We start from the raw sequence: 26,162 nt of genomic DNA, 5'->3' as shown, positions 1-26,162 counted from the left end.
CATGATGATGGAGTTGCGCAAGTGAAATTGCACTTATATGTTCAGGTATACGAAAAAGGTCCCGACTTTCATCGGAACCCTTTTCACTGCTTCACTTGGACTCGAACCAAGGACAACGCGATTAACAGTCGCGGGCTCTACCAACTGAGCTATGAAGCAATTTGTCTCTAACTTTCGTCAGATTATTTCGTCTTTGGGATTGCTCTCATCGACGGCACCAAATATAGATATTCAGGAAATTTCGTCAAGGGGTATAGGCGAATTTTTTGCGTTTTTTTTGAAAAAAAACATTTTCGAAATACTTTTTCGAAAAATCAGCCTTCACATTTCGCCTTTTTGACAAGTTCCGCCATTTCTTCGGGGTAGTCCAAACATTCAAAGGTGCGGGCATCCTTCCAATAAGGCAGCTGGATTTTTACCTTATAGGCATAGAGCATCTGCGAACGTCCGCCGAGGGCCGAAAGGTCTTCGGCGGAAAGGCCTTCTTCGGAATTGTCGACAGAGGGATCGCGGGACCAGGAGCGGGACATTTTCTCATAATAAATGCCGTCGAAACTGTAGAGGCGGTCGCCCAGAATCGGGAACCCGAGTTCCGCGAGATGAGCCCGAATCTGATGTTTGCGGCCCGTCAAGAGTTCCGCTTCGACCACTGAATATTTCGACTCGCCAGCGACAGGTTGCGAAAGTTCCCCCACGCCCATTTTGCGGAACCGCGTACGGCAAGGCTTTCCGTCAGCAAAATGATGCATCCGGAGCCGCAAACGGTCTGCGGGGTCTTCGCGCAAAGGCATTGTACAGTCAACGACGCCAGAGCTGCGGTCATACGCAACTACGCCAGAACTGGCTTCAGGCATGATGCCGGTGGAATCAACACCGAAATCCCCGCGGACAACCGCCATGTAGAATTTCTGCAGCAAGATACGATCAAGATTCTTCTGAAACCTGGCCGCCGATTCCGCGTACTTCGCAAACAACATCAGCCCACCCGTATCGCGGTCCAGGCGATGCATCGGAGTCGCAGTCTCGTAATCGGTTCCCCTACGCACGATTGCCGTAAACGTATTGTAGAAGATATGCCCCGTATGGTGTACCGGCACGCCCGCAGGCTTTGCCACCAGCATAAACTCATCGTCTTCGAAAACGACCTTAAAGTCCGTCGGCACTTCGGGCTCGGTGTAATTCGTTACATGGTAAAGCACCTTGTCGCCACGGTGTATAACCGTCTCAAGGTTTGCCTCCGAACCGTTCACCGTCAAAAATCCGCCCGATATTTTTTCGCCCCACAATTTTCGACTATGGTAGGTAAAACGTTTGCAAAGAGAATCGAGCAATAGCCAGCCCTCATGCTCAGGCTGAACAACGCTCTCAAAAAACATATCAGAAGGAACCATAGGCAATTCAGATTTTAGAGTTCAGAATTCGGAGTTTATTTTCTGTATTCAAAATTCGAATTTCAGTGTTGAATATCATTCATAATTCCGAAATCCGAATTCCGAATTAGTCCCTATACAGTCCTCGCTGCTTGATATACTCGTACACTTTCGGGTGAAGTCCCTTAGGTTCTTCGCCACACAAGAGCGCCTTACGAATAGCCGTACTCGAATAGACGCCCTCGAAGCCCTGTTCCGGTCCAAGCCAAAACAAATTTGCATAGCCCTTCGCCTTGTGCGCCTCTATATCCGGCCTCGGATAACCGTTACGAGCAAAAACAATCAGTTCAATGTCGCGCAACAGCAAATGTCCATTATAATTGGTACCGAAAAAATGCATCGGGTCACGCCAATGCGGAATGCCTTCGTAGGTATCGGCACCCGTCAGCAGGCGAAAGTTGATGTCCGGGAATTTTTCCTTGAGTCCGCACAAGAATACGTACGATCCCCTGAAATCGCCCTGCTGAATTTCCAAGTCCGACAGAATCAGCCGCGGATCACCTTCCATGGCAAGTTCCAGCATGGCGAAACGATCTTCGGGACTTGCGTTCAATTTCTTGTCCCAGCGGTCGGGACTCGGCATAAACCAAACTTCGTCACAAAAGCCCCTTTCAAGACAGGTCTTCGCAACCCGAATATGATCCAAGTGAACTGGATCGAAAGCACCCCCTAAAACAGCTACATTCTTCATAACCATTTAATTTTAGAACACGTATGCGGCAAAGCCAATATTCATCTGCAATCGCCCACCATGCACCTTCTTTTCCAGGAACGGATCATAGTGCGAAAGCACCCAACGGTAACCGACTTCGGCAAAGAGAAGAGTCTTCGAAAAAATATAGAGGAGTGAACCGAAACTGGCTCCCCATTCATTCCAGGCGACATCTCCCAAGTCACTCAATTCCTTGACTCGCGAATAGGATCCCATCACATAGGCATTACCGAATATATGGGCGCCCAATTCAAAATCCCATTCAGAATGGTCGATATCGTAATCCTTCTCGTCGTCGGATTCTTCACAGTAGCTGAATAAACCATACCCAACACGGAATACGCCAAGTCCCGGATACCAGACACCTACCATCGGTTCTATCTGACGAAGCCCTACGCCACGCTCGGAACCAACACCCGTTCCGGAACCAAAGCCAAGCGCGCCACCCACAATCAAGGGCGTACGGATTCCACCTAGCATCGAGCCTCCGCCTGCATCTTGAGCAAAAGCGAACGCACAGCACAAAAAAAATAGCGCAAAGATTCTTTTCATATTATCCTCACGACACCGCAATCACGGCAACACCCAGTCCGACCAGGACATTCACCGCGGCATCCACCTTGGTCAACTTGAAAAATTTCGGACGAATGGAGTCTTCCCTGAAAATCTGCGAAATTTCAAAATGCGAAAGCAACATGGACACCGCCATTTTCGCAAGGACACCCGCAACAATCCAATAGGCAAAATCCGAAAGGTAAACTAGCGTCACAAATAAAAGCGACAACACGCCCGTCAGCAAGAAATTGGAACGGCGCACGGCCCCTTCATCGGATTCGTTCTGTAGGGCAAGCGTCTTGAATTCCTTCACTTTCTCGCAAATGGCTTCATAAGAGGTCAAAAGTTGGTGCAGGTTATACCCCACCATCACAATCGATGCGACCAAGGTAATCTTTACCGCAATATCCATCTATCCCCATTCCCCTAGTTTCTCGAATTCAAAATGCGCAGGTAACTTGCGTAACGGGCGCGGGAAAGTTTTCCCGATTCCACAGCAGCACGCACGGTGCAACCCGGTTCTTTCAGGTGTTTGCAGTTGCTGTACTTGCAAGTAAATAGGTCGCCCTCGAAAAAGCCCGGGAAAATCTTGGCGAGCGTTTCGCCATCCATATCGTCTTCACCATTCGACAGGCCGATGCTACGAATCCCCGGTGTATCAATGACGTAACCACCACCGGGAAAATCAAATAGGCTCGAAGAAGTCGTCGTATGCCTGCCCTTGCCATCGCGTTCACGCACGGCGCCGGTTTCGAGTTCCGCTCCAGGCACAAGTGCATTCACCAGAGTTGACTTACCGACACCGCTCTGTCCACTGAATACCGAGGACTTTCCGATCAGTTCTTCGCGAAGCATATCAAGCCCAACGCCATTTTTTACACTCACGGGAATCACCTTGTCCACGATGCTCATGAAGTCGCGGATATCTTCGCTCAGGTCAGCCTCACCGTTCGGCAACAAATCCATCTTGGTGAGCACCAGCACGAACGGCAAATTATTCAGATTTGCCGCGAGCAAAAAACGATCCATGAACCCGTAATTGAATTCGGGTTGCGTCACGCTCGCAACAATCACCACCTGGTCGATATTGGCGGCCAAGGTCAGCTTGCGCCTAAAACTGTCGCGAGGCCCAGGACGCTTGAGTTCGCTCTTTCGCGGAAGCACGCGCACCACGCAATACTTCTGCGAGCCAACGCCTTCGCCGCTATCTTCGTCCTCGTTTACCTGTCCCAAGAGGACGCGGTCGCCCACCGCCGGGAATTCACCCAGCGCCTTCGAAGTCGTTGCGCGGTACATGGCGGTAACAATTAAATTCGGAGTTTGGAGTTCGGAGTTCGGAGTTAATAATTCTGAATTCTGAATTCCGAATTCTGAATTTGAAGCCGAAGGCTTCAATCTCACTTCGCAGGTACGGCGGTGCACTTCGACTACCAGGCCTTCGACGCAGTCCTCTTCGCGAATTTTTTCAAGCGGGTCCTTGATTTTCTTGAGCCGGGGATTCTTGAATTCGCGGCTGAAACGTTCCTTGATGGGGCGTTCATCGACAACGCCTGATTCCATTTCACGCATCACGTCAATACGCCTGCTGCGGTGATCGCGGCGGGTCGGCCTTACGCGTCTAGGTTCGCGTTCGTCTTCGAATTCGCTATCAAGCATTGCGCTTTTTTTCTTTATCGTTTTTCTTGCAATTTAGAAAATCCGGCAAAGTTTCTTCGAGTTCTTCTTCTGAAACGGGCCTATCCTGACGAATGGATTCCATCAGGAAATGGATTGCCTTTAGGCGACCGTTGCATTTCTCGATACAGTTATCGTAAAAACCCTTCGTCTTGTAGTCTCCTTCGACCACACGCTCGGACGCATACAGAAAATGTTCCACGCAAATCGAAAGTTGCTCGGCTTCCGCCCGCAAATCCACTAAGTTGCTCTTGGTAAAAAACGGCATAGAATAAAAATAGTAAATAAATCTACGCCCACAAAAACAGCGAGCCACATCACGGAGCCAGTCTGGAAACCGTAACTATGAAGCCCTACTCCAAGCAGGTTGATTCCGAACCAGCAAAGGAACGTGACGACGACATTGAAACAGTTCAACAACACAAAAACGCGCGCAGACACGATGCGGCCAGCACGCAAGTGAAGCGAAAGCATTGCCCACAGAATCACGAACAGGGCGCCACATTCCTTCGGGTCAAAGCCCCAAAAACGACCCCATGCAAAATCGGCCCACACCCCGCCCAGGAGCGTACCGACAATCGTAAACACTGCCCCGAAAACGAGTGTTCCGTAAAGCAACGAATACAGCGGCGAACCTTTGGGCTGTTCCGCAGAGGGTAATGCCGCTGCGCCGCGGACAAGCACCAAGTGCGCCACCACACCCGACAAAATCATCCCCGCGAATCCAAGTGCAATCGTAAAAACATGAACCGTCAAAAAAACGGAGGAATTGAGTACCGCGGGAATCGGCTGAAAGGTATCGCCCGGTTCCAACACGAACTTCGCAAAAAACAGGAGCACCGACGCCATCAGAGTTACAGGCACCATCAGTGTATACGTGCGATTCTTGCAGAAAAAAAACGCTCCCGTTTCAAACGCCATCAGAATTAACGACACCATCAGTACGATTTCGTACAAACTAGACATTGGAGGACGTGCGGCTACATAAGCGCGCATGGCCAACAGGGCTAGCAAGACAGCGGATGTCATCATACAAGTCATATTAGCAGCCACATCTAATTTTCGAGACTTGTAAAGCGTATTGACCGACGCCAAAAAGCACGCAAGCAAGGCAAATACAAAGCTCCACAGAGTCAGTTTTAGCCAATGATACGCCACTTCGGCTTTCAGACGGTGCGGATTCACCGACAAAGCGACGGGCGTATTCCTAGCAACAATCGAAAACGCGGAACGGTCCGACACCGACTCGTACAAGCGCACATTAGAATACAGACGTTTCATTTCAAGTGTCGCCGGATGTTCGTCGTTACGGCTCGCATAAAGCTGCAACACGTCTCGCACAGCATTCAATTCGGCATAGCTCATGTAGCGTTTTTCTGATGGCAAGTGCAACGCCTCGGACACATCGGCGCGAAGCACCTTGAACAGCGCCAGATGTTGGGCATTTTCCGGAGCTTTTACAAGCAACAGCGCCACTTCCCTTGCCGAAAGCTTCCCTTCGCACGCATCCGCCTCGCGACACTTATAAGTCGTCTTTCCACTTAAATCATCCAGAAATCCGCGTGCAAAGGAATCAAAGGGGCGCACCGCGGAATCCACCAGGACCGGCGCCGTCGCCGAAAGCCCATCCCCCACCGGAATCGGACGCACCGATGCCTGGGCTTTCATCGGAAGCATTGCCACCAGTACGGCAAAGAACGGCAAAAGTTTCAGCACCCGTGCAGAAGCCTTTCCGCCTCGCATCTTAACGGTATAATGAAAAACAGCCCCAAGCAAAAATAGGGCCATAAATGCATACGGTACAAAATGCAACGGGTCGTAACAAACCTTGTACATCGAGATGACCTTATCCTCCGACATTCGGAAGTCCCCCCGGAAATGTACATAGTAAGGCCAACCTGTGAGCAAAACGGATTCATCCAGATTCACGGGCTCTGCACCCAAGCTATCGTTTGCCGCATAGAACTTGACCTTCTGCGCTGTTTCGCTGGATTCGGGAAGTTCTGTCGAATTCAAGGCAAACACATCAAACCCGTTATATTCCCGCTTGATTTCACTACCGACAACACCGCCGACTAGCAATACCAACAAAGCGAGATGCATCATCCAAAGGCCCGCATTTTTGAATCCGCGGGGCATGCGACACATAAGCGAAGCTACCAGATTCACAGCCGCCAACAAGGCAAGTCCCTTGAAGGCAGGCAGCGGAATCACTCCCATCATCCAGATGAAATAGCTATCGAAAAAGCGATCTATCGCTACCGATGCCGAAAGCCCAGACGCCTCCGCATTCGCCTGCGCCAGCACCCCCCAGAACGTGAGTACCAGAAACGCCACAAGGACCGCGGCCGTTACCCTCAGCGATGCCATCTTTCTTAAAGATTCACTCGTCTTTCGTCTCACGTCCCTCGTCTAAATAGCCTCCACCCATACAAACTTACTTTCGTCCAGTCGCTGCTCCCCGTCAAAGCGGTAAGCCGCCAACCGGCCATCGCCACGGTAACCTGCCACGCTGAAATCAAGGCAGCAAACGTTATCGCGAACTAGCTTCGGGATTCCAGTCAACCAATAATGTCCAAAAAAGACCGGGCGTTCCTCTTCTCCGTAAAAATTCCGAGCTTGAACCTCTGACGGCACTTCTTCCTTCACGTCCATCGATACTCCCGGCTGGAAACTAAGTTCGCTGAAGCTCGCCTTTTTAGGGTCTAGCCACCAGGCTATTCGCGTCTTGACTCGTCTTACGCCTTCGGCATCGGTAAAGTATTCTCCCTTGGGCAAATACATCTCGGGACCTTTCAAGACCGTACTCATCGGATTGAACAGGCTGTCTTCAAATTCAAAGTCCTCGTCGTTGGCGCGGGCAATCAGCTCGTCGAAATTTCCGTCGGCAAAGCAGCCTATACCTTCGCGACGCAGCGTCGCGATTGCATCAGCATCGAAACAGGCATGTTGCGCCCTGAACGATTCCGTCTCCAGATACAACGGCAGCGTCTTTACGAAATCCAGCGCATCCAGAAATTCCTGCTTTCGCCCGACAAAATCCGCAACAGTCCGCGAATGAATTGCGACCTTGTTGAAGCTGTGTTCACGCAAGAAACCGTCCTTAAACCGGCTTAGAAAATGGCCGCCGCCCGCACCGTTCCTTTGCCAGAACGAGAGCATATTGAACTCGTGGTTTCCCATCAGGGCCACCGCCGACCCCGCATCGCGCATCGCACGCACCAAGTTCAGCGTTTCACGCACTCTGGGGCCACGATCCACATAGTCGCCCAGGAACACCACCGAACGCGCGCCGCCCGGATAGCGAAAGGCCCCGGCAGACTCGACATAACCGAGCTCTTTTAGCAGGACACGAAGTTCTTCGCAATGCCCGTGAATATCTCCAATAAAATCAAGTGAATTCGTCATACGCAAGTCATATAATATGCAATCAAGCCGCCCGTTACCGCACAAATCAGCACCACTGCCGGAATAATCGGCCGGCGCATCGACTTAGCTCCTAGTACACAAACCAGGACACCCTTGGTAATCGTATTGGCAAGACTTGCAAACAACAGGGCAAGCACTAGTTCACGCACGGCAAGCCCCGACTTTAAATTCATATCGATTACGGAGAACGCCACCGCGTCCATCTCGGCGGCACCGCCCAGAAAGCTACACGCCAGCAAGGCGCCCGAGCCCAGGTAAACACGGGCTGCATTCGCGACAAACATAACGCAAGTAAAAATCACGCCGAACTTGATGGCAGGCAACAGTTTGAAAGGATTCGTAAAGTCCGCCGACTTTTGCCGATGATCGCGAAATTCCCTCACCTTAAGATAAAGCGCATATCCCAGCGCCGGCACCACCGGAAGCAACAGGGGCAACAGCAGGGGTTTGGCAAGAGTGCTGCTCAAGAAGATACATATCAGATAAAGACGCGCATACATTACCGCCCAACTCAAGACAATTCCGAGCGTAAAGTCCGAAGCATAATCCTCATTTTCGCGGCTGCGTCCTGCCAGATTGAGTGTAAGTGCCGTACTGCTCGCAAGCCCGCCCAGCAAACCCGTGAGCCAGATTCCCTTGCCCGGCCCCACAAGTTTAATCAGGCCATACCCCACAAAGCCGATTCCCGAAATGAACACCACGAATAACCATATGGAGCGCGGGTTCAGGACTTCAAGACCGGGAGGGCCATAGGACTGGTTCGGCAGGAAAGGCAAAACGAGAGCCGTTATCACAGCAAACTTTACAATCGCAATGATATCTTCTTTCGAAAGCTTTTGAGCGAAGGCATGCAGCTGTTCCTTCGCCGAAAGCACCCAGAGCATCACGACGACAATCACGCAAGATTCAGGCAAGCGGCCATACCAGCAAATTCCGCCCAACAGATACACGATAATAACGGCAACGCTTGTCGTAATTCCATTTTTCCCCGTAGGAAGTCCATCCGCGGCGCGCCTGCCCAGGGCAAACGAAATGTGCGAAGCGAACAACAATAGAGCCATTACCACAAATCCAGCCACAAAGGGAGCGACGCCACCCATCTGGTCCGAAAGAAGCGCCGCCATGGCCCCTGCGAGTCCGACCAAGGTAAACGTGCGAACCCCGGCCGGATGCCTATCCGACTGGTCAAAATAAGTATGTTCGCGCTGCAAGCCTATAATCAGGCCAATGCCTATGGCTGCCGCCAAACGATAAAAAACATTAAAATCAAGCATACCCTATTTTCTCACCAGGTTCGACTGCATCTCCGATTTCATGGCGTACATACGTTCGTCCGCCAGATCATACACATACTCAGACTCAAACCGCCCTTTCCGCTGTTCCGCAGAATACTTATCCGCCAGTTCATGTCTGAACGCTATTCCATAGGCCACTTCTAGGGGAACAGGCAACTCGGCCCCGCGCTTTTTCTGGAGTTCCGCCATCTTGGCCAAGGCCTGGTCCATTTCGGCATGGTGTTCGCTACGGACAACCATTATAAATTCGTCGCCGCCCAGTCGAATGGCGGTCCCGATTCCCTCAAAGGCTTCCTTGAGCGCCTGCGCAAAGGCCTTGATTAGGGCATCTCCCATACCGTGCCCGTAATTGTCGTTCACATATTTCAAACCGTTCAAGTCAATGCTCATGATAGCATAGTCACTGTTTCCCCTGTCGAGCACCTCGAAAATCTGCTTACACTTGGCCCGATTGAAAAGTCCGGTCAGGGAATCCAGATACGCGATGTTTGCCAACAAATCGCGTTCTGCCTTGTGAGACTGCAGGCGAGACAAATGAACAACGAAACTGACCATCAGCAACAATACGAAGATGAACGTTCCCATCGGCAAAAGCGAATTATCACTGAGATTATGTCCAAACATCTCCGTTTGATTAATCTTGTACCGTACAAGTTCCAGCATGGCAAAACCGACAAAGACAAAGCACGCCACAGCGAAAATTTTTCCGGACATGTCCATGCGCCGATTGTAAATCGCTCCGCACGCAATAAGCGCGATAACGGCCAAGCCTATATAAATATGGAAAATCCAAAGAGTTCTTGAAAAATGGACAATATCCATAAAGTGAAGGGTTGACAAAGCAACGAAAACAAGAATGCCAATCGCATTGATTCCTATCAGTACATACCACTTCCAGCGCAGGATTTTTCCTTTACGCATCCGAACAAGCAAAAAGCTGAAGGGAATCGCGGAAAACAGGAGCGAGACATATTCAAGCGACGTGTTGAACACCAGGTTCATCGAAAAAATCTGCGCCAGTTTCGTATAACATAAGGTCCACAGGCCGAGCGAAAAAGAAAGCAGACCGATCATCAGCAACCTGAAATAAGACACCCCGTAGATAGAGGCGCACGCCCCGGCAATGACCGACAAGGCTCCGAATACAACAAGAAACAAGCCGAATACTAGCGATGAAAAACGGGTAGCATTAAAGTCGCTGTTCGCCTCCCAGGGAGTAAGGAGTTCAAATTTCGGCGCATAAAGAGGCATGTCGTTTTCACTTTCTACAAAAACAAAGCGAACGGCACAGTTGGTATCGCAAACCATCGGATAAAAATAATGGTATCCGTTTCCGACCAGCGTCCCTTTTTCAAAGTCGCTTTTCCCGTACGAATACAGCATTATATCGTCTTGGTAAATTTCAATCAGCTTATGATAAGTAAGAAAGCGAACCACAAGAGGATGACCGGGCGGCAACTCGTTCTGAACAAAAATACTATCACCGCGTTGCAAAACAACATTGTTTTTCTGAACGGCAGACAAACCGTTATAGGTAAAGCCCCCGCTTTTATAAGAAACAGCCCAGTCGTGTTGCGGAGAATATGTTTCGCTGGCGGCCCCCTGTTTGGCAACAATCTCAAAAAAAAACTGGAACAGCACCACGACAAAAATCGCCACGGCACCTGCTATAAACAGCTTTTTCGTATTGATGGTCATCGGCATAAGAGTCACCTCTCTTAGCGCTCCCACACCTCGAAAATCGTCGGGTAGTCGTTCTTTTCGTCGGCATCGAAACGTTCCTCGCTCACCTTATGCCAGCCGCATCCCCATTCGGGGAACAGCACGTCACCTTCGACATCGGCGAGGACTCGCGTCACATAAAGTTTCTGCACCAGGGGCATCGCCTCGCGGTAGACCGCCGCGCCACCAATGATAAAGCATTCTGTTTCGTGGGCGGCGCGAGCCGATTCAATCGCCTGCGAAAGATTGCCACACACGATGCAGCCCGGAGCCTCGAACGCCGCATTGCGCGTCAGCACGTAATTGGTGCGGTTCGGAAGCGGGCGTCCGATATCGTCATAATTCTTACGGCCGAGCACAATCGAATGCCCCGTCGTAATCGCCTTGAATCGCTTGAGATCGGCGGACAGGTGCCACGGCAAGTGTCCGTCGCGTCCAATGACGTTATTCTGAGAAATTGCGACTATTGCAGAAATCAACATAAGACACTCCGAATTCTGAATTCCGAAATCCGAACTCAAACCGCAATGGGAGCCTTGATGGTCGGCCACGGGTCGTAATCCACGAGTTCAAAGTCCTCGAACTTGAATTCAAAAAGGTCCTTGATTTCGGGATTCAGCTTCATGCTCGGCAAATTGCGCGGCGTACGAGAAAGCTGCTCCTTCACCTGGTCAAAATGGTTAGAATAAATATGCGTATCACCTAACGTATGGATGAACTCCCCCGGTTCGTAGTCACAAACCTGGCAAAGCATCAAAGTCAAAAGGGCGTAAGAAGCGATATTGAAAGGAACCCCGAGGAAAGTATCGGCGCTGCGCTGGTACAGCTGGCAGCTGAGCTTGCGCTTGCCCGAAGCCCCTACACCGCCCACGTAGAATTGAAACAGACAGTGGCAAGGCGGCAACGCCATCTTGTCGACTTCGGCAACGTTCCAGGCACATACCAAGTGACGACGCGAGTCGGGATTATTCTTGAGGCTATTCACCAGATTCTTGATCTGGTCGATATGTCCGCCATCGGGAGTCGGCCAGCTACGCCACTGATGTCCATAAACAGGCCCCAGATCGCCGTTTTCGTCAGCCCATTCGTCCCAAATAGTCACCTTGTTGTCGTGCAGGTACTTGATGTTTGTATCACCCTTCAAAAACCACAGCAGTTCATGGATAATCGAGCGAAGGTGAAGCTTTTTCGTCGTCAGGCAAGGGAAACCCTTGGAAAGGTCGTAGCGGCACTGGCGTCCAAACACGGAGCGCGTTCCCGTACCGGTACGGTCGGAGCGATCCACCCCGTTTTCCATAATATCTTTGAGCAGGTCTAGGTATTGTTGCATACAGTCAATTTAATAAAATGTGAAATGTGAAGTGTGTAATGAGAAATGAATAACCACACATTCCACATTACACATTCCTCATTGTAATCACTCCCTGAATATTTCCACGCGCTTGTACTGTTTCACCTTTTTGTCTTCGGTAACGGCATTCTGCAACAGATACTTGTTCAGCGCCTGCAGAATCAGGTCCTGAGTATGTTTCGGAACAGGCTTCTTGCCGAGACGGGCCTTCTGCACCATCTTGTGGTTCAAATTGGCCGGGAGCATTTCCACGAGGTCATGGTTGGAGGCTTCCAGGGACTGGAGAATTTCGTCGAGTTTGGTCATAGAGGAGTAGGAAGTAGACAGTGGTTAGTTGTTCGTATCTAAAATAGAAAAAGTCCCCGGCGGTATGCCAGGGACTTTATTCAAAGGTTAGCGAGGATTACTGAACCAAGTTGCTTTCGCACCGGGTACCGTCGTTATCCGGCGTTACGAAGTGCATTTCGATACGGCGGTTCATTTCGCGGCCTTCGGCGGTGCTGTTGTCATCCACCGGGCAGCTGGAACCCATACCGACAGCCTTGATGCGATCCTTCTTGACGCCCGCCTTGGTGAGCACCTTCATCACTTCCTTAGCGCGGTTTTCGGAAAGTTTCTGGTTGGTCTTTTCCTTACCCACGTTGTCGGTGTGACCCTGGATCACGATCTTCAAGTCCTTATAGCTATCGTCTTCGACAAGCTTCTTGGCCACATTCTTGAGGATCTTCTTGGCGTTAGATTCCAAGGTAGACTTGCCGCTCTTGAAGGTCACGCCATCAAGCTTTTCAGCAGCCTTCTTCGGGCAGCCGTGACCATCGTCACCCGCTTCATCCGGGCAGCGGTCGATACCGGTACAGACGCTTTCGAATTCCTTCTGGAGCTTCTTGGTTGCAACCCATTCAGAGCAGACACCGTCCTTATCCGGGTCCGGATCGTCGTCAATCGGGCAACCCTTGTTCCATTCAGGACCGGCTTCAAGTTCGCAACGGTCGTAGCCGTGGCACATATCCTTGAACTGCTCAAGGGCCTTTTCCTTCGTGACCCACGGAGAGCAGAGGGAGTCGCCATCCGGGTCCGGGCTTTCCTTCGGGCAACCCTGGGCAAACGCTTCGCCGGCTTCGGTCGGGCACTTGTCAACGCCCTGACAGATTCCTTCGTACTGTTCGAGCATATTCTTCTCGGTCACCCACGGATCGCAGAAGCCATCCTGGTCGGTATCCGGATTGCCGAGCGGGCAACCTTCGTTGTTCATCGGGCCAAATTCGGTCGGGCACTTGTCGATACCCTTACAAGACTTGTCGATGAACCATTCCTTCGCCATCGCTTCGTCTTCAGCAGCCTTTTCGAAGTAGAAGCCCATCTTCTTTTCGGTCACCCACGTGTCGCAGAGGCCGTCGTTATCGGCATCCGGATCATCCCATGCGCAACCCTTGTTCGCAGCGGAACCGGCTTCGCCCGGGCACATATCGTAACCCTTACAGACATCGGCAAATTCTTTCAGCAAGCCTTCGTCGGTGACCCACGGAGAGCAGAGACCGTCTTCATCCGGGTCCGGTTTCTTGGTCGGACAACCGTTGAAGTTGGGAGAACCTGCCTGGCTCGGGCATTCATCGATGCCTTCGCAAACGCCAGCAAACTTCTTGAGCAACTTCTTCTGAGAAACCCATGCGTCGCAAACGCCATCACCATCGGCATCCGGATTGTCAAGCGGGCAACCATCGTCACCTTCGCCAGCTTCGTTCGGGCACTGGTCAATGCCTTCGCAAACTTCAGCGAATTCGGATTCGAAGCCCTTTTCTGACACCCAGGAATCACAGATGCCATCTTCGTCGGCATCCGGATTGCCCAGCGGGCAACCCTGGTTCAGACGGTGACCGACATCGTCCGGGCACTTATCTTCATCATCCGTCACGCCGTCGCCATCGCGGTCCTGAGCAAGCAGATAGCCGCTCCAGGTAAGGCCGCCATATACGGTGTACTGCGGGTTCACGCGGATTCGTTCCACCTGAACACCCCACGGGCGTTCGCCGTTTTCAAGCGTGCTGGCTGCGATAAACTTGTCGCCGCCCAGGTAGTAAGAAGCACCCATGTGCAGGTCGACACCCACCGGCAGGTGGAAGACGAGGGCACCGGTCAGCTGCTTCATGTCAAGTTCGCCGTCGCGGTTATCAATGCACTGACCTTCAATACAGTATTCATAATTGCTCGTCTGGATGTCCCAGTAATATTCTACGAACAAAGAGAGGAAGTCCATGAAGTAGACTTCGGCAGCGGCGCTCATGAACGGAAGCGACATGTAGTCGCTGTTCGTCGTGTAGCGGAAACCACCGTTCAAGTGCAACAGGAACGGGAAACCGTCACCGCCGTCCATCTTGCTCAGGTCCATAGACACGGCAAGACCGCCCTTGATGGTGGTATTCTTGGTACCGTACGGATAGGCCATGCCGTTTTTCTTGTTGACATATTCCGGTTCGCGGATCCAGAGCCCCTGCTTTTCATTATTGGCCGTTCCGGCAGCGACGCCGCCAAACACGGCAACGTCGAACACCTGGTCTTCGGGCAGTGGGAAACGGGCCTTCAAGTCCACCTTGAGGTTACCCACATAGCCGACCTTGGTATTCGGAACAACAGCACCACCGGTACCGTCGCTATAAACACCTTCAGCGTTAAACTGGTCATAATAGACGGGCATCGTCACGCCCAAGTCAAAGTAGTGCCAGATACCGATAGCAAAACCGATGTAGGCGCTTCCACCCACATAGTCCGCGACCGGGGCGCTCTTCTGAGCACCGGCGGCATCAATTTCAGAAATTGCAACCCCAGTTGCATCATTGTTCGGGAACATGTCATTGCCAAAGGTTGCGTCGCCCAAAAGGGTAAACACAAGCTTGGAATGTCCAAGGGAATGAGCCGCCTGGGTCTTATTCACACCCACGAAGCCTTCCTTGTTAATCGTCTGGGGATGTCCAGCAAAGGCGGAAGCCGCCAGCGCAAGGGCAAGACCCATAGCTACCTTTTTCATAGCATCTCCTTATATTGGGCAACCTACCAAACAAGGCTACCCCATTTAACTATCCTAAATATAGTTTATTAATGAAAAAAACACATTTTATAAGATAAAAAAGAGACAAAAAATCAATATTTTTGTGACCATAGTGCCTAAATTGGCGAAATTTCGCCCATTTTTAGTCTACAGGAGTAAAAGTCTTTTCAAAATACTCAGGATAAAGGCGACAGATACTCGTGTGACCGCACTTCCCCACAATAATATGGTCAAGGACGGGAATCTGCAAAATACGGCCCGAGGCGCACAGAACACGGGTAATGGACAAATCCTCTTCACTCGGCACCGTCGCACCCGAAGGATGGTTATGGGCGAAAATTACCGACACGGCACGGTCCTCGATTGCCTTCACGAAAGCCTCGCGCGGGTGAATCGGCGTACGGTCCACCAGCCCCTTGGTCAGTTCATGCACACGGATGACATGGTTCGCCGCATCGAGAGTCGCCAACACGAAGCGCTCCTGCGACTCGTACTTCAAAAAAGAAAGCCGAACGACAATATCTTCGGGACTTCCCACGAACATTGCCTTTCCGCTCAAGATATAGCGCCCCGAAAGCTCCAGGCACGCAAGCACCTGGGTCGCCTTGACGCGCCCAAGTCCGCGAATCCGGCGCAGCTTCTGGAGCGTCGGCATTTCGGTTTCTTCCGAAAGGAAATCCGCCAATTTCCGCGAAAGTTCGAAAACATCGCAATCCTGACAGCCGCTACCGAGAATCAGCGCCAAAAGTTCCTCGTTGCTCATGGATGATGCCCCCATCCGCTCGATTTTTTCGCGAGGGAGAAGAGGATTCATTGCCGAAAGATCCTTCGAAGAAGATATGTAGAGAGATTCAGCCTTTGCCGGCGCAATCTGAAATTTTTCTTGAGTCATCATTTTTCCTTTTTTGGGGGTAAACCTATTATATATACGCACAACTCCAGAAAAATGAGAAAATGAGTAGGAACGAGGTCAATGGATTCCCTCCCGTTGGTCGAGAACGACATTAATTGGAGCCGTCATCCTGGCTGGGGTGCCGCGACCGACGGGTTTCAGACGAGAAACGGCTCGCAGAAAATTATCTAAAACTTACATTTTTCAATTTTACAGTCAAAAACATTTGTTTTTAATTTGTATAAAATCAAAAATTTTAAAAGTTCATCAATTTCACAAGACTTTTTCACGAAACTTTTTGTTCAAAATTTCAAATTTAAGCCAAAAACATTAGGATTTTTCAGAAAAAGCACCTTTCTGCGCGGCGTTTTTCTCAAAAATTTTCAACTTTTTTCAGTTTTTTAGCATAAATCTCTTGCCACTAGGGGTCATCCGTTCTATATTTTCCGCATATTTTTTAAATAACAACCCGTTAAGTACAGGAAATTATATGGCAAATTCTCCATTAAGTGGCGCAGAGGTGATTATCGAATGCCTCAAGCGCGAAGGAATTGATACCATTTTCGGTTATCCCGGTGGATCGGCCATCCCGATGTTCGACGCCATTCTGGATTCCAATATTAAAGTCGTGTTGACCCGCCACGAACAGGGTGCCACCCACATGGCCGACGGTTACGCTCGTCAGACCGGCAAGGTCGGCGTCGCTCTCGTCACCAGCGGCCCGGGCGCCACCAACACCTTTACCGGTATCTACACCGCCCTTATGGATTCTAGCCCGATTGTGGTTCTTGCCGCCCAGACGACCACTCCGAACTTGGGTAAGGACGCCTTCCAGGAATGCGATACCAGCGGTATGACTTTTGCAGCCGTGAAGCATTCTTACTTGGTGAAGGATTCCAACGACCTTCCGCGCATTATGAAGGAAGCTTTCCACATCGCACGCAGCGGCCGTCCGGGCCCCGTGCTGATCGACTTGCCGAAGGACGTGACCGCAGGCCCCTGCACCGCTCCGTTCACCGACAAGATGGACCTTCCGGGTTACAAGATTCCGAGCTACGCTTCTACTGAAAGTGTCGAAAAGGCCGCCGAATACCTGAAGAAGTCCAAGAAGCCGCTCTTGCTCGTGGGCCACGGTGCCATGATTTCGGGCGCTAGCCGCCAGGTGAAGGAACTCGCCGAAAAGTTGAACGCCCCCGTGGCATGCACTTTGCTCGGCCTTGGCACCTTCCCGACCGACCATGAACTTTCTTTGGGCATGCTCGGCATGCACGGCACCGTGTACGCCAACAAGGCTGTTCTCGATTGCGACTTGATTCTTTCGATCGGCAGTCGCTGGGATGACCGCATTACCGGTAAGCTTGACGTGTTCTGTAAGGACGCCATCAAGATGCACATCGACATTGACCCCGCCGAAGAAGGCAAGGTGTTACAGCCGGATGTGTTCATGTGCGGCGATGCAAAGCTCGTTCTGGAACAGCTCCTGCCGCTCGTGGGTAAGCTCGACACCGCCGAATGGGTGAAGACTTGCCAGTCCTGGAAGAAGCGTTTCCCGCTGACCTACCCGAAGCAGGGCGGTCTCCGTATGCAGCACATTGTTCAGACTGTTAGCGACCTCACGCAGGGCAAGGCCATTGTCACGACTGACGTGGGCCAGCACCAGATGTGGGTGGCTCAGTTCTTCCACACCAATTATCCGCGCCAGCTCCACTCCAGTGGCGGTGCAGGCACCATGGGCTTTGGCCTCCCGTCTTGCATTGGCGCCGCTTTCGGCAACACGACCGGTTGGCCGGTAGTGACCTTCTGCGGTGACGGCGGTTTCCAGATGACCGAAGCAGAACTTGCAACGGCCGCCATCCACAAGCTTCCCATCAAGATTTTCGTGATGGACAACAAGTACCTGGGCATGGTGCGCCAGTGGCAGGACATGTTCTACGACAAGCGTTACAGCAGCGTGGACATGAAGGGCAACCCCGACTTCGTGAAGCTCGCCGAAGCCTACGGCATTCTCGGACTCCGCATCAAGCGTAGCGCCGACGCCGAGCGCGTGATCCAGAAGGCTCTGGAATACAACGAAGGCCCGGTGCTCATCCACTGCGAATGCGAAAAGGAAGACAACGTGTTCCCGATGATTCCGGCCGGTGCTCCGATTACGAGCATGATTACCGAACAGCCGAAGACTCAACTTGAAAAGCCCACGGGATCGACCTAAGGAGATAAGCCATGTTAAAGGATAAAGCACATTCTATTAGTTTGTTAGTTGCAAACCGCCCGGGCGTGCTCGTGCGCATCGCCCTCGTGTTCTCCCGCCGTGGTTACAACATCGATTCCCTGGTGGTCTCCCCCACGCTCGACCCGAACTTTAGCCGCATGAACATCATCGCTCACGGCAATCCCGAGATCTTGATGCAGATTATCAAGCAACTCGAAAAGCTCGTGGACGTGGTGCAGGCCAAGGACCATACCGATACCGACGCCGTGGAAAAGGAACTCGCACTCATCAAGGTGCGTTGCACTCCGGACCAGCGTACCGAAATTCTGCAGCTTTGCGACCACTTCCACGCCAACACCGTGGACATGACCGCGACATCGATGATTATCCAGATCACCGGAAACAGCCAGAAGGTCGACACGCTCAAGAGCCTGTTGCAGAAGTTCGAAATCGTCGAATACATTCGCACGGGCAAGGTCATCATGCTCCGCGGCGAAGACAGGACGTAACGGACAAAAGAGTTCGCGAAGACCTGACAAGCAAACTTCACAAAATCCGCCCATTGATTTGGGCGGATTTTTTGCATCATTTCGATTCTACCTTCTACATCATACTTCTGACTTTGCTAAATTTGACCCACTATGTTTTCACAGCTGACAGACTCTCTAGAATCTACTCTCAAGAACCTGCGCGGGCAGGGCAAGCTCACCGAAGAAAATGTCGCCGAATCGTTGCGCGAAGTGCGCCGCGCATTCCTCGAAGCCGACGTGAACTTCAACGTGACCCGCGACTTCGTAAAGGCCGTCAAGGAAAAGGCCCTGGGCTCCGAAGTGCTCAACTCCGTGACCCCCGGTCAGCAGATTGTGAAAATTATCCACGACGAACTCGTGGCCGTGATGGGCGGCGAAACCAAGGAAATCAACCTCTCTGGCCCTGCTCCGGTCGGCATCATGATGGTAGGTCTGCAAGGTTCGGGTAAGACAACCTTCGCCGGCAAAATCGCCCTCTGGATGCGCAGCAAGAAAAAGCGCAAGCCGCTCCTGGTGGCCGCCGACGTGTACCGCCCCGCCGCTATCAAGCAGTTGCAGGTGCTGGGCAAATCTATCGGCATTCCCGTTTACGACGAAGGCCAGGGCAATCCGGTGGAAATCATCAAGCACGGTTACCAGTACGCCAAGGACAACGGCTTTGATCTGGTGATTTACGATACCGCAGGCCGCCTGCAGATCGACGAAGAGTTGATGCAGGAACTCGAAAAAGCCCGCGACGCCGTTCACCCGGATGAAATTTTGTTCGTGGCCGACGCCATGATCGGTCAGGAAGCGGTGAACGTGGCCGAAACCTTCTGGCAGCGTCTTTCCTTTACCGGCGTTTGCCTTTCGAAGATGGATGGTGACACCCGCGGCGGTGCAGCACTCAGCATCAAGAAGATGACGGGCGTGCCCATCTGCTTTATCGGTGTCGGCGAAAAGCTCCCCGAAATTGAACTGTTCCACCCCGACCGCATGGCCAGCCGAATCCTCGGCATGGGCGACGTGGTTACCCTCGTGGAGCGTGCACAGCAGGTCATCGACGAAAAAGACGCGAAGGACCTGAAGAAGAAGATTCTCAACAACACCTTCGACCTGAACGATTTCTTGAACCAGCTGCGCACCATCAAGAAACTCGGCCGCATCAAGGACATCCTGAGCCTGATTCCGGGGCTGAACAAGCTCCCCATCGATCAGATTGACGAAAAGGAACTCGTTTACGTGGAAGCCGTGCTCAGCTCCATGACCCCGAAGGAACGCAAGAAACCGCAGATTCTGGACGGCAGCCGCAAGGCCCGCGTGGCCAAGGGTTCCGGCACCGAAATCGGTCGCGTGAACGCGGTGCTCAAGCAGTACGAGACCATGAAGGAAATGTTCAAGAAGGTCGGCGACATGGCCCGCAAGCAGAACAACGGCGGAGCCGTCGGTTCCAACTACACCCCGCCTAAAGACAAGAAGAAAAAGAAGAAACACTAGTCTTCTCCTGGGTGCGAGCTAAACCATCGCAGACAAGCTTGTAAGAATTTTGTATCTTTTATTCCATGAAAACGATTTGGAATAAGTTTACCAAAATTACGAATAAAAAAACAATCTTCGGCATCGTCGGATGCCTCGCCTTGCTCTCTCCCGCATACGCAGAAGAATGCGATGCGGAAGCGATGGACGCATTCGCCTATGAAGACTGCATCAAGGCAAAATCCGGTGGAACCGTTTCGACAACGGACTTCGGCGACAAGGCCACCCCCCAGAAGAATACCGGGATAGACAACGCCGACGGAATGGAAACCAAGACGATCCTTAAGCCGGATGCGCCAACTTACCGTCCGTTCGAACGCGACGCCTATTTGACGTCGAGCTTCGGCGAAAACCGCGGAACCCGTTACCACGCTGGTTTTGACTATTCCACCCAAATGGAAGAAGGCTGGCCGATCTACGCCCCCGAAGACGGCAAGGTGGTCGAACTCCGCGTATCGCCCTTCCACTACGGAAAGTTGATGCTTTTCAAGGGCAAGAGCGGCAAGACCTGGGCTTTTGCGCACCAGAGCAGCTTCGGCAAGCTGGACGACCAGATTATCAAGAAACAGTATTCCTCCAAGAAAAACGATGTCATTGTAAAACCGGGAACAAGCTACAAGAAAGGCGACACGCTGACCTTCGCTGGCAGCACCGGAATCGGTAACCCGCACCTGCACCTGGAAGTGCGCCTGGACAACGACCGCGTCATCAACCCCGCACTCGCAGGCGTCGCCGTCGCAGACACGATGGCCCCGCAGATTTTCGGAATCGCCGTTTGGCAGGGCAACCATCTCGCTATCACCACGCCCGAAGCAATTGACAAGGGCTGCGTCGAAACTCCGGTCAAGAACGAATTCAACCTGAGCATGGCCGTGAAAATCGCCGACTACAGCCGCGAACCCAAGGAAAACCCGATGTCGGTCCGCCGCATCACAGTTTGGCGCTACGACGAAAAGATTTTTGACGAAAGGCTCGACACACTCCGCTACAGCAGGATGTCGCAGATTCGCGACCAGCTCCTGTGGGCCGAAGAAGCCGACACCGCCGGCGACTGGCATGTAATCAACGCGAAACTCGCCCCCCTTTCGACCTACAGGCTCGAAGTGGAAGACTTCAACGGCAATATGACCAGCAAAAAATTCACCTTCCACGGTCGCTGCAAGAGCGACAAGCCTCTCCCGTTGACCAAGGTGCAGACATCACCCCTATTCACCTTCCTCAGCCGCCCGATGCTAGACCTGTTCCGTTGCGAAAACGGGATGAAGTTCACCGCGCTTGCCAAGGACCAGGTAATCGAAGAAGACATGTGCAAGGCGTTCAAGCATAGGCCCATCACTGTCGGACGGCTTCTCGAAATCTACCCCGAAATGACGAACATCCATTACACGGCCGACGCAGGCTCCACCGGCGACGGCAAGGCGGTCGACGAGACCATCGCCATCTATTCCTTCAACCAGTATCAAAAGAGCGTCAACTGGACCACAAAAATTGGCGACATCGGCGTCACGCAAAAAATCACGGGAATTCCCACCGGACGCGACACAACGAAAAAGATACTCGCTGTCACGCGTACCCATACCGACAGTCTCGACTTCCTGGAATTCCACCCGAAGGGGATGCAGCTCAAGGACTGGACAGTCTGCGTCGAGAACAGCGAAAACAACTACCCGCTCTACTGGCTAGGCGAAACGAGCCGCAACTGGTTCATCTTCAGCAAGCAGACCAAGGGCAAGAACCGCTGCGCCACGACCAACGAACTGCGCGACATCGCAAACATCAACAACGAAGAGGCTCCGACACTCGGATTCCCCTACTGGGGTGACATGTTTATCGGTGGTATCCGCCAGCCCGCGCTCCGAATTCCGCTGATGTTCAAGTACGACGGAGTTGCCGACGGCAATTCCATCACCGTAACGGTCGGTAAGAAATGGGTCGCTGCAGAATATGATTCCGAACCCCGCGAAATCGTTATCGAAGGAGAAAAGCTCCCCGAAGCGGGCGGCACCTTCAACCTCAAGATTGTCGACGAGGCCGGCCACAAGGCCAGCTACGACGTGGACGTTCCTGAATTTTAACTTCTAAGAAAATGCCCTGCGCAAAATGAGTTGCGCAAGGCAAATCAAGTCGGAATTTAGCGGTCAGCCATGCGGCGGACCGCTTCTTTAAACAATGCAGGCTCTTGCAGCAAGCTGATTACGACCCAGCCATCCTCGTCGAAGTCGAAGAAGAAGCCGGGCTGCACCAGCACATGCTTTTCGCGGAGCAAGCGAAGCGTGAGATCCTCGTCGTCTTCGCCGAGGCGCACGACCGCATACCAGCCGCCGAGAACCTCGGGGCAGTACTTGGAGGGAAACGCTTCACGGAGCGTCTGCCAGTTTTGCAAGAGACGTTCCTTGACGCGCGATTCGTAAGCGGCGGACTGCTTGAGGAGCGCGGAGCCGAGAGCCTGCGCCGGAGCAGATACACTCAAGTAGGCATCTTCCACAAATTCGAGCGCCGCGCGGGTTTCTTCGAAGTGTTCACGCGGGGCGTAGAACGCCATCCAGCCGAGCTTAAGTTGCGGCGAGCCCACGGCTTTGCTGAGGCCGTTCAGCCAGAATATCGGACACTTCGGACCGTCTTCGGGAAGGTTGATGAAGTCGCCGCCGCCCGCATCCCAAAAATCATTAAATCTGCAATGTATGGATTTCCTCCCTTCGGTCGAGAATGACTTGGAAGGCGAAGATTGCGACAACGACGGTTCAGGAGGACACAATCCAAAAACATACTCCCATGTGCGTTTTACTTTATCCGAGAACGCATAATCACCGAAGACTTCGTCCACCACGAGAACCATGCCGTTTTCTTCGCAAAAACGAACCGCCGCATTCCATTCTTCGCGGGAAATGCAATGGCCCGTCGGATTATGCGGACTGACCAGCAGCAGGATTTTCGCGCGTTCCGGTGCGGCGAGCAGGCTGTCGGTATCGAGAACGAATCTAAACGCCGCGCCCTCTCGTCTCTCGTCTGTAGCGAGTTTACGAGCGTTCTCTCGTCTAAGTTGCAGAAAATAGGGCGCACATTCCAAATGTTCGAGCTGTGCAAGCGTATCGAGCAGCGGGTAGCCGGGCATCGGCGTCAGAATCACATCGCCCGGATCGCAGAAGGTCTTGAACAGCACCGAGTAGGCCTCGCTCGTGCTTGCAGTCAGAATAATCTGCCCCGCCGTAAAGTTTTCGCCACGTTCACGGTAATACTCCACCACCGCCTCGCGTGCCGACATCCACCCCGCCGCATCCGGATTCCAGCAACCAAAGGATTCGCGGCCTTCGTCCACCGCCGCATTCAAGTCAATCGGGAGCCCCACTTTAACAGGCGAAGAAACCGTCATGTCGATAAACGAAAGACCGCCCTCGGCAGCATCCTTTTTCGCACACGCCTTCACACGTTCCAGTTCGGCAAAGAACGGAGACGGGGAAAGATCTTTAGGAAGTCGGGATGAAAACATCACTTCTTCCGATTAAAGAATCCGAGAAGCGCCACCGAGATAAACATCCCCGCAGGGAGCACCACCGCAATCGTCAAAAGCAGCAACTTCTGAAAATCGGTAAGGCCCTTGAGAGATTTTTTGAAATCCTTGAACTTAGCAAAGAAGCCTGTTTTACCGCCCGAGATGGAGCCATCGGATTCCTGTCCCAGGTCCTCGGAACCCGCAAAGGCTTCCATCTTCGGGAGCATCGCAAACAACTTCGACGCCGATTCCTTGACGGGACCGACATACTGGCCCGCTTTTTCGCGGACCTTGTCGTAGCGCTTTTTAAAAGGGCGTTTCAGTTGTTCAAGCATAGTCATTCTCCCATGGATTGCTTCACCCTTCGGGGTTCGCAATGACGATTTACACCTTCTTGTACAAGAGGTTCACGCCGCCGAAGAGGGCGCGCATGTTGGCCTTGAGCGTATCGCTAGACACACCACGACCTTCGACCTCGACATCACCAGCCTTCAAGAGCATGCGGCTAAGCCCGCGGCCCGCCCACATCTTGTCCTTTTCGGGCACAACAAGCTGGCGATATTTGATGAGTTCCACCGGCATACCAATTTCGCGCATAAGCATGAGAGCCGCCTCGATCGGGCCTTCGGCCGTCACGGACTTTACCAAAGATTCGCCATCTTTCTTGAAGTGGAAAATAAAGCGGTTCTCGTCGGGAATGACCTCGATGTTGTTGAACACCAGACGGCCGTTCACATTCACGAAATGCTCACGGAACACATCCAGCACACGTTCGGCAGACAGTTCGCCTTCCTTTTCGCTGCAGGCCTTCAGAATTGGCTGCAACTGAGCGGCTTCGGCGAGCGACATCTTGTAGCCGAACTTCGTGATGATTTCGTACACGGCGGTACGGCCACTCTGGCTCGTAAAGCTGAGCGAATCGTTCTGGTGACGACCGATAATCGAGTAGTCGATCGGGCGGTAGGCGCCCTTCTTCATGTCCTTCGTCTTGGAGGCGCCATCCTGGTGGATGCCGCTACGGTGCACAATCGCTTCGGCGCCGATCAGCGGGGCGCGGCTATAGATGCTGATACCCGACCACTGCGAGATGAGAATTGCCGTTTCATAAATGCGTTCCATGTGCAGGCCCGTATTCACGCCGGAATTATGCAGGCCCACCGCAACTTCGTAAAAGTTAGTGTTGCCGCAGCGTTCGCCGAGGCCATTCAGGGCGACTTCCAGCTGGGTCGCACCCACGAAGAAACTTTCGACCGTGGCAGCAGTCGCCATGCCGAGATCATTATGGCAGTGCACCGAAATCGTGATATTCTTCGGCATCGCTTCGCACACCTGCTTTACCTGGTTCACATACAGGAACGGACGATAGCGTTCCACCGTATTCGGCAGGTTCAACGTCGTTGCACCGGCTTCGACCACGGCCTTCAGCACGTCAATCACGAAATCCATGTTTTCGAGGCAGTCACCGAAATGTTCGGCACTGAATTCCACATCGCCCTTGTCGCCAACGAGCGATTTTGCAAACTTCACGCAATGCACCGCCTTTTCCTTCACCTGTTCCGGCGTCATGTGCAGCACATGTTCCATCGAAAGCGGGCTCGTGGCGAGGAAGGTATGAATACGCGGATGCGGAGCGTACTGCACCGCTTCCCAGCAGCGCTGGATATCGCTCTCCACGCAGCGAGCCAGACCCGATACCACGATGCGCTTTGCGACTTCGTCGCCTTCTTCGGCCATCTTGGCTGTCAGCTGGGCAAGTTCCTTACACGATTCGAAATCCATCTCGCTCGAAGCCGGGAAACCGACTTCGGCGCCCTGCACGCCGAGTTTCAAGAGTTGCAGGTACACGTCCTTTTTCTGGGCATTGTTCCAGGGCTTCGGGAGCGCCTGATTACCGTCACGCAGCGTGACGTCGTAAAAGAAGGGTTGTCTTTCAATCGTGTTCTTATTCTCGTTCATTTTTATCTCCTTGCCTCTCCAACAAGGCGGCAAGCTCATTTTTCGTCTAAAAAATAGAAATTTGACTCAAAAACGAAAGCCCGCGTCCTTATTGGAGCGGGCCTTATGGTTTAAATCCTTGGGTTAAAACTCTAAAATCGTCTTGAACCTATGCTTAAAAACCGGCTTGCGCTCCAGCGCAATGTCCTAGTAGGTTAATAAGTCGTAGATTCAAAATCTTGTTCATGTGCAGAAAATTAATAAAAGTAGGGATTTTTGGCAAGAGTTCTATTTTTCACTCGGATTAAAGCCATCATAACAGATAAGGCTCCCCTTGATTTTATAGACCATTTTTGATGTAAATTTTTCTTGTGTTGACA

General features: G+C 52.3%; 22 protein-coding genes and 1 tRNA gene. 4 read left to right on the top strand and 19 right to left on the bottom strand.

Annotated features, from left to right (window positions below; all coding sequences use genetic code 11):
- Positions 1-86 precede the first annotated feature (86 nt).
- The 16 genes from Q0P86_RS00310 to Q0P86_RS00235 form a co-directional block, all read right to left on the bottom strand.
- Positions 87-159 (bottom strand) — tRNA-Asn (locus tag Q0P86_RS00310).
- A gap of 155 nt (positions 160-314) precedes the next feature.
- On the bottom strand, positions 315-1,391 hold the full coding sequence (locus tag Q0P86_RS00305) for a pseudouridine synthase (protein WP_295036616.1): 1,077 nt from the start codon (positions 1,389-1,391) through the stop codon (positions 315-317).
- 106 nt (positions 1,392-1,497) lie between these two features.
- Entirely contained in the window at positions 1,498-2,121 is a 624-nt protein-coding gene (locus Q0P86_RS00300) for a nicotinate-nicotinamide nucleotide adenylyltransferase (protein WP_295036615.1), read from the bottom strand.
- A gap of 12 nt (positions 2,122-2,133) precedes the next feature.
- The gene (locus Q0P86_RS00295) at positions 2,134-2,622 is read right to left on the bottom strand and encodes a hypothetical protein (protein WP_290995675.1); all 489 of its coding nucleotides are present in this window, start codon (positions 2,620-2,622) and stop codon (positions 2,134-2,136) included.
- 79 nt (positions 2,623-2,701) lie between these two features.
- The gene (locus Q0P86_RS00290) at positions 2,702-3,109 is read right to left on the bottom strand and encodes a hypothetical protein (protein WP_290995678.1); all 408 of its coding nucleotides are present in this window, start codon (positions 3,107-3,109) and stop codon (positions 2,702-2,704) included.
- Positions 3,110-3,123: 14 nt separating this feature from the next.
- Entirely contained in the window at positions 3,124-4,353 is a 1,230-nt protein-coding gene (gene rsgA, locus Q0P86_RS00285; protein ID WP_295036614.1) for a ribosome small subunit-dependent GTPase A, read from the bottom strand.
- A complete protein-coding gene (locus tag Q0P86_RS00280; RefSeq protein ID WP_139257926.1) occupies positions 4,346-4,639 on the bottom strand; it encodes a hypothetical protein in 294 nt (97 codons plus the stop codon). Before Q0P86_RS00280 ends, rsgA begins: the two co-directional genes overlap by 8 nt.
- Positions 4,612-6,741 (bottom strand): cytochrome c biogenesis protein, encoded by a 2,130-nt coding sequence (locus tag Q0P86_RS00275; protein ID WP_295036612.1) that lies wholly within the window; start codon positions 6,739-6,741, stop codon positions 4,612-4,614. The genes Q0P86_RS00280 and Q0P86_RS00275 overlap by 28 nt, the downstream gene beginning before the upstream one ends.
- A 42-nt stretch (positions 6,742-6,783) precedes the next feature.
- Positions 6,784-7,779, bottom strand: a complete 996-nt coding sequence (locus tag Q0P86_RS00270) for a metallophosphoesterase (protein ID WP_295036611.1) — start codon at positions 7,777-7,779, stop codon at positions 6,784-6,786.
- Positions 7,776-9,074 (bottom strand): MgtC/SapB family protein, encoded by a 1,299-nt coding sequence (locus tag Q0P86_RS00265; RefSeq protein ID WP_290995687.1) that lies wholly within the window; start codon positions 9,072-9,074, stop codon positions 7,776-7,778. The genes Q0P86_RS00270 and Q0P86_RS00265 overlap by 4 nt, the downstream gene beginning before the upstream one ends.
- A gap of 3 nt (positions 9,075-9,077) precedes the next feature.
- Complete coding sequence (locus Q0P86_RS00260; RefSeq protein WP_295036610.1) at positions 9,078-10,826, bottom strand: GGDEF domain-containing protein; 1,749 nt, start codon at positions 10,824-10,826, stop codon at positions 9,078-9,080.
- On the bottom strand, positions 10,814-11,299 hold the full coding sequence (locus Q0P86_RS00255; RefSeq protein ID WP_295036609.1) for a dihydrofolate reductase: 486 nt from the start codon (positions 11,297-11,299) through the stop codon (positions 10,814-10,816). The genes Q0P86_RS00260 and Q0P86_RS00255 overlap by 13 nt, the downstream gene beginning before the upstream one ends.
- Before the next feature lie 35 nt (positions 11,300-11,334).
- A complete protein-coding gene (locus Q0P86_RS00250; protein ID WP_290995694.1) occupies positions 11,335-12,147 on the bottom strand; it encodes a thymidylate synthase in 813 nt (270 codons plus the stop codon).
- Positions 12,148-12,234: 87 nt separating this feature from the next.
- Positions 12,235-12,474: a hypothetical protein gene (locus Q0P86_RS00245; protein ID WP_290995696.1), complete on the bottom strand. Its 240-nt coding sequence runs from the start codon at positions 12,472-12,474 to the stop codon at positions 12,235-12,237.
- 97 nt (positions 12,475-12,571) lie between these two features.
- Complete coding sequence (locus Q0P86_RS00240) at positions 12,572-15,190, bottom strand: OmpA family protein (RefSeq protein WP_295036608.1); 2,619 nt, start codon at positions 15,188-15,190, stop codon at positions 12,572-12,574.
- A gap of 163 nt (positions 15,191-15,353) precedes the next feature.
- On the bottom strand, positions 15,354-16,106 hold the full coding sequence (locus Q0P86_RS00235) for a RadC family protein (RefSeq protein WP_294111499.1): 753 nt from the start codon (positions 16,104-16,106) through the stop codon (positions 15,354-15,356).
- Between the two features lie 487 nt (positions 16,107-16,593).
- On the opposite strand from Q0P86_RS00235, the gene ilvB reads away from it, so the two are divergent.
- The 4 genes from ilvB (at position 16,594) to Q0P86_RS00215 (ending at position 22,432) form a co-directional block, all read left to right on the top strand.
- Positions 16,594-18,312 (top strand): biosynthetic-type acetolactate synthase large subunit, encoded by a 1,719-nt coding sequence (gene ilvB, locus Q0P86_RS00230; RefSeq protein WP_290995707.1) that lies wholly within the window; start codon positions 16,594-16,596, stop codon positions 18,310-18,312.
- An 11-nt stretch (positions 18,313-18,323) separates the two neighbouring features.
- Positions 18,324-18,821: an acetolactate synthase small subunit gene (gene ilvN, locus Q0P86_RS00225; RefSeq protein ID WP_290995709.1), complete on the top strand. Its 498-nt coding sequence runs from the start codon at positions 18,324-18,326 to the stop codon at positions 18,819-18,821.
- Between the two features lie 132 nt (positions 18,822-18,953).
- Positions 18,954-20,318: a signal recognition particle protein gene (ffh, locus tag Q0P86_RS00220; RefSeq protein WP_072978872.1), complete on the top strand. Its 1,365-nt coding sequence runs from the start codon at positions 18,954-18,956 to the stop codon at positions 20,316-20,318.
- Between the two features lie 65 nt (positions 20,319-20,383).
- A complete protein-coding gene (locus Q0P86_RS00215; RefSeq protein ID WP_295036606.1) occupies positions 20,384-22,432 on the top strand; it encodes a M23 family metallopeptidase in 2,049 nt (682 codons plus the stop codon).
- A 56-nt stretch (positions 22,433-22,488) separates the two neighbouring features.
- Here Q0P86_RS00215 and Q0P86_RS00210 read toward each other — a convergent pair whose 3' ends face one another.
- From Q0P86_RS00210 to leuA2, 3 genes are read right to left on the bottom strand one after another with little or no spacing between them, the layout of a single operon-like run.
- Positions 22,489-23,844, bottom strand: coding sequence for a pyridoxal phosphate-dependent aminotransferase (locus Q0P86_RS00210; RefSeq protein ID WP_295036605.1), 1,356 nt, complete (start codon positions 23,842-23,844; stop codon positions 22,489-22,491).
- Positions 23,844-24,182 (bottom strand): hypothetical protein, encoded by a 339-nt coding sequence (locus Q0P86_RS00205; RefSeq protein WP_295036604.1) that lies wholly within the window; start codon positions 24,180-24,182, stop codon positions 23,844-23,846. The genes Q0P86_RS00210 and Q0P86_RS00205 overlap by 1 nt, the downstream gene beginning before the upstream one ends.
- 49 nt (positions 24,183-24,231) lie before the next feature.
- Positions 24,232-25,803, bottom strand: a complete 1,572-nt coding sequence (leuA2, locus tag Q0P86_RS00200) for a 2-isopropylmalate synthase LeuA2 (RefSeq protein ID WP_295036603.1) — start codon at positions 25,801-25,803, stop codon at positions 24,232-24,234.
- Positions 25,804-26,162 lie beyond the last annotated feature (359 nt).

The organism is uncultured Fibrobacter sp. (assembly GCF_946062555.1).
Classification (GTDB): domain Bacteria; phylum Fibrobacterota; class Fibrobacteria; order Fibrobacterales; family Fibrobacteraceae; genus Fibrobacter.
This window is presented reverse-complemented; position numbering and strand designations above follow the sequence as displayed.

Coding starts and splice junctions, on each gene's coding strand:
- Q0P86_RS00240 (WP_295036608.1), bottom strand. CDS start 15,190: ATGAAAAAGGTAGCTATGGGTCTTGCCCTTGCGCTGGCGGCTTCCGCC.
- Q0P86_RS00235 (WP_294111499.1), bottom strand. CDS start 16,106: ATGATGACTCAAGAAAAATTTCAGATTGCGCCGGCAAAGGCTGAATCT.
- rsgA (WP_295036614.1), bottom strand. CDS start 4,353: ATGCTTGATAGCGAATTCGAAGACGAACGCGAACCTAGACGCGTAAGG.
- Q0P86_RS00255 (WP_295036609.1), bottom strand. CDS start 11,299: ATGTTGATTTCTGCAATAGTCGCAATTTCTCAGAATAACGTCATTGGA.
- Q0P86_RS00245 (WP_290995696.1), bottom strand. CDS start 12,474: ATGACCAAACTCGACGAAATTCTCCAGTCCCTGGAAGCCTCCAACCAT.
- Q0P86_RS00295 (WP_290995675.1), bottom strand. CDS start 2,622: ATGCTAGGTGGAATCCGTACGCCCTTGATTGTGGGTGGCGCGCTTGGC.
- leuA2 (WP_295036603.1), bottom strand. CDS start 25,803: ATGAACGAGAATAAGAACACGATTGAAAGACAACCCTTCTTTTACGAC.
- Q0P86_RS00265 (WP_290995687.1), bottom strand. CDS start 9,074: ATGCTTGATTTTAATGTTTTTTATCGTTTGGCGGCAGCCATAGGCATT.
- Q0P86_RS00275 (WP_295036612.1), bottom strand. CDS start 6,741: ATGGCATCGCTGAGGGTAACGGCCGCGGTCCTTGTGGCGTTTCTGGTA.
- Q0P86_RS00290 (WP_290995678.1), bottom strand. CDS start 3,109: ATGGATATTGCGGTAAAGATTACCTTGGTCGCATCGATTGTGATGGTG.
- Q0P86_RS00305 (WP_295036616.1), bottom strand. CDS start 1,391: ATGGTTCCTTCTGATATGTTTTTTGAGAGCGTTGTTCAGCCTGAGCAT.
- ffh (WP_072978872.1), top strand. CDS start 18,954: ATGTTTTCACAGCTGACAGACTCTCTAGAATCTACTCTCAAGAACCTG.
- Q0P86_RS00300 (WP_295036615.1), bottom strand. CDS start 2,121: ATGAAGAATGTAGCTGTTTTAGGGGGTGCTTTCGATCCAGTTCACTTG.
- Q0P86_RS00215 (WP_295036606.1), top strand. CDS start 20,384: ATGAAAACGATTTGGAATAAGTTTACCAAAATTACGAATAAAAAAACA.
- Q0P86_RS00270 (WP_295036611.1), bottom strand. CDS start 7,779: ATGACGAATTCACTTGATTTTATTGGAGATATTCACGGGCATTGCGAA.
- Q0P86_RS00250 (WP_290995694.1), bottom strand. CDS start 12,147: ATGCAACAATACCTAGACCTGCTCAAAGATATTATGGAAAACGGGGTG.
- Q0P86_RS00280 (WP_139257926.1), bottom strand. CDS start 4,639: ATGCCGTTTTTTACCAAGAGCAACTTAGTGGATTTGCGGGCGGAAGCC.
- Q0P86_RS00210 (WP_295036605.1), bottom strand. CDS start 23,844: ATGTTTTCATCCCGACTTCCTAAAGATCTTTCCCCGTCTCCGTTCTTT.
- ilvB (WP_290995707.1), top strand. CDS start 16,594: ATGGCAAATTCTCCATTAAGTGGCGCAGAGGTGATTATCGAATGCCTC.
- ilvN (WP_290995709.1), top strand. CDS start 18,324: ATGTTAAAGGATAAAGCACATTCTATTAGTTTGTTAGTTGCAAACCGC.
- Q0P86_RS00205 (WP_295036604.1), bottom strand. CDS start 24,182: ATGCTTGAACAACTGAAACGCCCTTTTAAAAAGCGCTACGACAAGGTC.